Source organism: Methylorubrum pseudosasae (assembly GCF_029504475.1).
Classification (GTDB): Bacteria; Pseudomonadota; Alphaproteobacteria; order Rhizobiales; family Beijerinckiaceae; genus Methylobacterium; species Methylobacterium extorquens.
Genome location: NZ_JAQGDU010000002.1, coordinates 953,879 through 960,000, shown reverse-complemented (window position 1 = coordinate 960,000; position 6,122 = coordinate 953,879). Strand labels below are relative to the sequence as shown.

The window sequence follows — 6,122 nt, the reverse complement described above, 5'->3', positions numbered from 1 at the left end:
CCAAGCTGATGCCGGCTCTGGCGGCCGGCGTCGAAACCTCGCCCGAACCTGTCGATGACGCGACCCTGGTCGAGATCTTTTCGCGGCTGCGCGCGGCCGATCCGGAACCGCGTTCGGAACTCGAATATCTCAATCCCTATACGCTGCTCGTCGCCGTGGTGCTCTCGGCTCAGGCCACCGACAAGAGCGTGAACCTCGCGACCGCCCCGCTCTTCGCCATCGCCGACACGCCGCAGAAGATGCTGGATCTCGGCGAGGAGCGGGTTCGCCACTTCATTCGCACCATCGGCCTGTTCAACACCAAAGCGAAGAACGTCATCGCGTTGTCGCGGATTCTGCTGGAGCGTCACAGCGGCGCGGTGCCGTGCGAGGCCGAGGCCCTGGAGGTGCTACCGGGCGTCGGGACGAAGACGGCGAGCGTCGTGCTCAACGTGGCCTTCGGCGTGCCGCGGATCGCGGTCGATACCCACATCTTCCGCGTCTCGAACCGGATTCCCCTGTTTTCCGCAGCGACGACCGACAAGGTGCAGGCGGGGCTGGAGGCGCTGGTGCCGGAGCCGTTCCGGCTCAACGCACATCACTGGCTGATCCTGCATGGGCGCTACATCTGCAAGGCCCGCCGGCCGGACTGTCCGCGTTGCAGCATCGCGGATCTATGCCGCTACCCCTCGAAGACGACGGCACTCACCCCCATATCGACCGGGGATTAGGCGGGTCTGCGTCGACGGCGGCAATGCGTTGCCCGGCCAACGCGTTGTGCTGCAAACCTCGTTCCGGTAGATTGATGCTAAGGCGGCCGGACATGTCTCTCTCGGGAAGCATAATCCGGCCGTCTGCCCGCCAGACGGGCCGCCGCGCCGCGGATTTCGCCTCAAGTGCCAGTTCCGAAGGAGCCTCGGCCCCATGGACTTCCTCAAACCACGGTACACGCCTATGAACCGCCGCCGTCGCATTTACGAGGGCAAGGCGAAGGTCCTCTACGAGGGACCGGAGCCGGGGACGCTCATCCAGCACTTCAAGGACGACGCGACCGCCTTTAACGCGAAGAAGCACGAGGTGATCGACGGCAAGGGTGTGCTGAACAACCGGATCTCCGAGTTCGTCTTTCAGCACCTCAACGACATCGGCGTGCCGACGCACTTCATCCGCCGGCTCAACATGCGCGAGCAGCTGATCCGCGAGGTCGAGATCATTCCGCTCGAGGTGGTGGTGCGCAACGTCGCCGCCGGTTCGCTGGCGACGCGGCTCGGGCTCGAGGAAGGCACGCAGTTGCCGCGCTCGATCATCGAGTTCTACTATAAGAACGATCAGCTCAACGACCCGATGGTGTCGGAAGAGCACATCACCGCGTTCGGCTGGGCGACGCCCCAGGAGATCGACGACATCATGGCGCTCGCCATCCGCGTCAACGATTTCCTGTCGGGCCTCTTCCTCGGTGTCGGCATCCGTCTCGTTGACTTCAAGATGGAGACCGGCCGCCTGTGGGAGGGCGACCTGATGCGGATCGTCGTCGCCGACGAGATCTCTCCCGATTCCTGCCGGCTGTGGGACATCAAGTCCTCGGACAAGCTCGACAAGGATCGCTTCCGCAAGGATCTCGGCGGCCTGATCGAGGCCTATACGGAGGTCGCCAAGCGTCTCGGCATCATGTCCGAGAACGAGAAGGTTCAGGCCGGCGGCCCGCGCCTGGTGCAGTAAGCGTCTTCAGCGAGGCTCGGCCGGCTCCAGGCCGGTCCAGCCTCGGCGAAGGCGGAGATGAGTCGAGAGATCCGGGTCGAAGCCCGGATGATAATGGGGGTCCTGCGCAAGCAGCGGCCCCCATCGTTTTTTTAGCGCTTCGACCTCGGCACGGTGTCGGGTCGCCGCCGCCGGTGAGGGCCGGCGGCTCGCCGATTCCCGGTGATGGAGCCGGGCGCCGCCGACATAGAGGGTCCGCAGGCCGACCGCGTTCAGCCGCAAGCAGAGATCGACGTCGTTGAAATCGATGGCGAAGGTCGATGCATCGAAGCCGCCGACGCGGGAGAACTTGTCCGCCTCGATGACGAGGCAGGCGGCGGTCACGGCCGAGACGCTTCGGGTGGCGCGCAACGCGCTGAGATAGCCCGCTGCATCCCCGGCGAAGTGGCGGTGGCCATGGGTGACGAGACCGCCGGTGCCGAGCACGATCCCGCCATGCTGGATCCGGCCCTCCCCATCGACCAACCGGGCCCCGACCGCGCCGATCTCTGGGCGCAAGGCTTCGCGGACCATGCGCTCCAGCCAGTCCGGCGCTTCGGCCTCGACGTCGTTGTTGATAAAGGCGAGGAGGCGTCCACGCGCCTGCGCCGCCACGCGGTTGTTGATCGCGGCGAAGTCGAAGGGACCCGGACAGGCGATGATCCGCGCCGCACCCTCTGCCTCGAGAGTGCGGAAATAGGCGAACGTCTCGGGATCGCGACTGTCGTTGTCGCAGATCAGGATCTCCTTGGCCGGCCAGTCGGTGCGGTGACGCAGGCTCTCGATGCAGGGACGAAGCAGGTCGAGCCGGTCACGGGTCGGGATGATCAGGCTGACGAGGGGGCGCGGCTCCGGCAAGGGCCGGTGGAGGCGGATCACGCCGTCTTGCCCGACCAGGACGGGCGTGCCCCCCTCCCCCACCCGATCGAGATCGCGCCGGACCGCGTCCCGCCGCGCCGTTCGCCCCTCACCTATCCCGTCGAAGCGGCCGAAGGACAGGACGCGCGGGAGGTGGCGTACGGCGCCGGTGCCGAAGCGGTGCGCGATTGCCAGGGTCAGATCGAGCACGGCGGCGCCGGGAACGGTGTCGATTCCGATTACGCTGGCGCGGCGAAGGGCGATGACGGGGCCGAGATAATCGACCGTGCGCAGGTAGTCCCGATCGAAGGCCGGACGCAACAGGGGAAGCCAGGGGCCGTGGACGGCGTGGCTGAACAACGCGTCGCCGTAGATCGCGTGACGATCCGGATCGGCGAAGGCGGCGGCGATGGCGGCCGCCGCGCCGGCGGCGATGTGCTGGCCTTCGGACGTGAGCAGGACGATCGGAGGCCCGTCCGCGGTGATGCGGATCGCGCCCGTCGCATCCGTCACAACGCGCTCAATCCCGGCTACCGCGAGGGCGGCATGCGGTTCGCTCGGCGGTGGGACGATGCGGGACCGGTCCAAATGATGATGGGCGCCGACCAGCGCGACGAAAGCCTGCGCTGCCCGCAATCGCCTGCCGGAAAGCCGGGCCGACAGGATCGGCAACGCGCGCTTCGGATGGCGGAGCGCCCGGGCAAGCCGCGCGAGGCGTCCCGGAACGGGCTCGGCGGCGAAGAGCAGGGCGTCGGGCCATGCGGGGGGCAAGCCGTCGGCGCTCATTCCAGCTCCTCGCCGAAGGTCGTGAGCGAGAGGGCGGGATGGTAGAACGGATCGTGCCGGATCACGTCGCGCCAGCGCTCGGTGAAGGCGGCGGCCTCGCGCTCAAAGCGCGCGCGTGCCTCACCGACCGGCCGGCCGCGGCTCACCGATTCGAGGTGAGACAGCACCGCATGCGGTGTCCACACCGTCTTCCAACCCCGCGCGCCGAGACGCAGGCAGAAGTCGATATCGTTGAAATCGACGGCAAAGGTCTTTTCGTCGAAACCGCCGACGGCCTGGTACTTCTCGCGCGTGACGGCGAGGCAGGCCGCCGTGACGCCCGAGACCTCGTGCGCCACGCTCAGGCGATCGAGATGGCCGGGCGTGTCGGCGGGGCGGCGGCGCAGGATATGGCCGGCCTCGCCGCCGAGCCCGACCACGACGCCAACGTGCTGAAGGCGCCCATCCTCGTAGAGGAGTTTCGCGCCGACCGCGCCGACCTCCGGCCGGACCGCCTGGGCGACGAGGACGTCGAGCCAGTCGGGCCGCAGCACCGCCACGTCGTTGTTGAGCAGCACGAGGACGTCGCCACGCGCCTTCCGCGCGCCGGCATTGACCAGCGCCGAGAAATTGAAGGGGTGCGGATAGGGCTCGATCCGGACCCGTGGATCGAGGCGCAACCGCTCATACAGATCCAGCACCGCCGGCTCTTTCGAGCCGTTGTCCACGATCACCAGTTCGAGGGCGGGATAAGGCGTCTTTTCGAGGACATCCTCGGTGACCCGCGCGATCAGGTCGAGCCGGTCGCGGGAGGGGATGATGATGCTAACGAGCGGTGCCGGGTCCGGCAGCGGCCATTGAAGATCGAGGCGGCCGTCCCGGAGCGCCGCACGCGCCGACGATCCCGTGCTGCGCAGGTGCAAGTCGAGGCGCGGCGCGCGGGCGGCCGGATCAATCGTGACGGGCTCGCGACGGCACAGGATGCGGGGGATGTGGGTGACACGGGTCGCGGAACTGGCCGCAAGATCGAGGGTGACGGCCAAAGCATCGGGGCTATCCACCGGCTCGGCGGGCAGTCTGGCGAGGAAGTCCCCGACGATCAGCGCGGGCGCGCCGACATAGCCCATGGCAAGCGCCAGATCGGGGCTCCAATCCGGCTTGAGGCGCGGCTTCGGCGTCCAACCGGCGGTCTCCTCGTCGGCATAAACCATCTCGGCCGCCTCGGCCTCCCGGCTCTTGGCAAGCAGGTGCAGCGCCTCGGGCGCCAGGATGTCGCCGGGGCGGAGCAGGCCGAACAGGTCGGCCCCTCCGGCAAGCTCGCGCAGCGTCGCGGTCGGATTCCAGGACGTGGAGAGCACGCGCCCGTCAATAGCCGGGCTCGTCGGCGGGGCGCCGTCCGTCCAGGCGATGAGCAGAGACCAGTCCTGATGGGTTTGGGCGCGTAGGCTCGCGACGCTGCGCGCCACCGCATCGGCCTGCGCGAAGGAAGCGGGGAGAACGAGGCGGATCTGCGCGCCGGATCTCGGCTCGGTCGATGCGGCCCGAAACAGCCGCGATGCCTTCCAGGCCGGATAGCGGGCAAGGGGTGACACCGCGCAGGCCCCGCGAAGGCTGTCGCGCCAGCGCCGCTCGTCGCGCGCGAGACCGGCGCGCAGGGCGGCTGCGGCGCGTCCCGGCCGCTTCAGCAGCGCCTCCACAAAGACGCTCGCGCTGCTCCGCAGCCCGATGCGCTCCAGCACGAAGCCCGGCTCGGCCGCGATTTCGATGCCCTCGCAATCGCCGGGTAGGTAGCCGAGCCAGCGCGCGGCGCCGAGGGCCACACCCGGCAGCACGAAGCTGTCGCGTCGGCCGGCGCTGCGGAGCAGGCGCAGCAGCGGCCTCTGCGGCCACGCTCGCACGGGCAGCGTGTAGGTCAGGACGATCCAACGGTCCTGCCACGTTTTTCGGTCAGGGGGCGACAGGACGAGGCGGCGGTCGAACAGGGGGTCGCTGGTGGATACCAGGGAGAACGACGTCTCACGTCCCCGCCACAGGTCCCACCCATCGCCCCGCCTTGCATCAGGCTTGGCCATCAGACTTGGCGATGCCGTCCTCCGGCGCGTTTCCAGCCGTGCTGCGCGGACAATTCCGTCATTGTGCGACCGGGGCCTCACCCTGTTCCGCTGCTGCGGCGGGTGCGGGCTTGCGGCGGCGCACGGCCGGCTTCGGGCGCGCCGAGGCGCCGGCTAGAGTCACCTCGATGTCGTAGCCCATCGCCTTGTCGGCGGGCACGGTGAGATCGTTCTCGATGACCGTCGCCTCGCCCTGCGCGGCGCCCGCTGGAACCACCACCGCGACACGGTGGCTGCGCATCATCACGGGTTGCTCATTGAACTTCACGCCGATGCTCACCGGCACCTCGAAACGCCCGGCCGCACCGGCCGGACCGAGCAGGGCACGCAGCTCGACGCCGACACGCACCGCGACCGAGCCGTCGGGCCGCGCCTTGCACTCGCGGCTGAGCCGGCCGAGCACGATCTGATGGCGCAGACGCCGGTTGTCGCCCGCGGCGCCGGCGAAAGCCTGGACCGCGGCGCCGCCATCCGGGACGAAGACCGGCGGGCAATAGACGTCGTCGGGGTCCTGCGCCCGCGGCGCGGTCACCGCCGGCGCGTCGCCCTCGCGGCCACCGAACATGTTCTTGAAGAAGCTGCCCGGTTCGGCCCGTGCCGTGCCGGGCACGGCCAGCACCAATCCGCCGAAGATGATCAACGCCCTGCGCATCGTCTGACCGTTCCCTGCCC

The 6,122-nt window shown here is 69.0% G+C and carries 5 protein-coding genes; 2 read left to right on the top strand and 3 right to left on the bottom strand.

Translation table 11 applies throughout. The annotated features are described in order from the left end of the window. The first annotated feature begins 8 nt into the window (after positions 1–8). Together nth and purC are read left to right on the top strand one after the other, a co-directional pair. Positions 9–710 carry an endonuclease III gene (nth, locus tag M2437_RS05370; protein ID WP_309247849.1) on the top strand — a complete coding sequence of 234 codons (702 nt, stop codon included), beginning with the start codon at positions 9–11 and terminating at the stop codon, positions 708–710. 193 nt (positions 711–903) lie between these two features. Beyond that, positions 904–1,698 (top strand): phosphoribosylaminoimidazolesuccinocarboxamide synthase, encoded by a 795-nt coding sequence (gene purC, locus M2437_RS05365; protein WP_003605938.1) that lies wholly within the window; start codon positions 904–906, stop codon positions 1,696–1,698. 6 nt (positions 1,699–1,704) lie between these two features. On the opposite strand, the gene M2437_RS05360 is transcribed toward purC, so the two are convergent. The 3 genes from M2437_RS05360 to M2437_RS05350 are packed head-to-tail and all read right to left on the bottom strand — an operon-like array spanning position 1,705 to position 6,102. Continuing rightward, positions 1,705–3,360, bottom strand: a complete 1,656-nt coding sequence (locus tag M2437_RS05360) for a glycosyltransferase family 2 protein (RefSeq protein WP_253389586.1) — start codon at positions 3,358–3,360, stop codon at positions 1,705–1,707. Next, positions 3,357–5,411 (bottom strand): glycosyltransferase family 2 protein, encoded by a 2,055-nt coding sequence (locus tag M2437_RS05355; protein WP_253389585.1) that lies wholly within the window; start codon positions 5,409–5,411, stop codon positions 3,357–3,359. The genes M2437_RS05360 and M2437_RS05355 overlap by 4 nt, the downstream gene beginning before the upstream one ends. 58 nt (positions 5,412–5,469) lie before the next feature. Further along, complete coding sequence (locus M2437_RS05350; RefSeq protein WP_056456716.1) at positions 5,470–6,102, bottom strand: hypothetical protein; 633 nt, start codon at positions 6,100–6,102, stop codon at positions 5,470–5,472. Positions 6,103–6,122: the final 20 nt, after the last annotated feature.

What these genes read in the sequence shown, in the direction of transcription:
- purC (WP_003605938.1), top strand. Translation starts at nt 904, where the DNA reads ATGGACTTCCTCAAACCACGGTACACGCCTATGAACCGCCGCCGTCGC.
- M2437_RS05355 (WP_253389585.1), bottom strand. Translation starts at nt 5,411, where the DNA reads ATGGCCAAGCCTGATGCAAGGCGGGGCGATGGGTGGGACCTGTGGCGG.
- M2437_RS05350 (WP_056456716.1), bottom strand. Translation starts at nt 6,102, where the DNA reads ATGCGCAGGGCGTTGATCATCTTCGGCGGATTGGTGCTGGCCGTGCCC.
- nth (WP_309247849.1), top strand. Translation starts at nt 9, where the DNA reads ATGCCGGCTCTGGCGGCCGGCGTCGAAACCTCGCCCGAACCTGTCGAT.
- M2437_RS05360 (WP_253389586.1), bottom strand. Translation starts at nt 3,360, where the DNA reads ATGAGCGCCGACGGCTTGCCCCCCGCATGGCCCGACGCCCTGCTCTTC.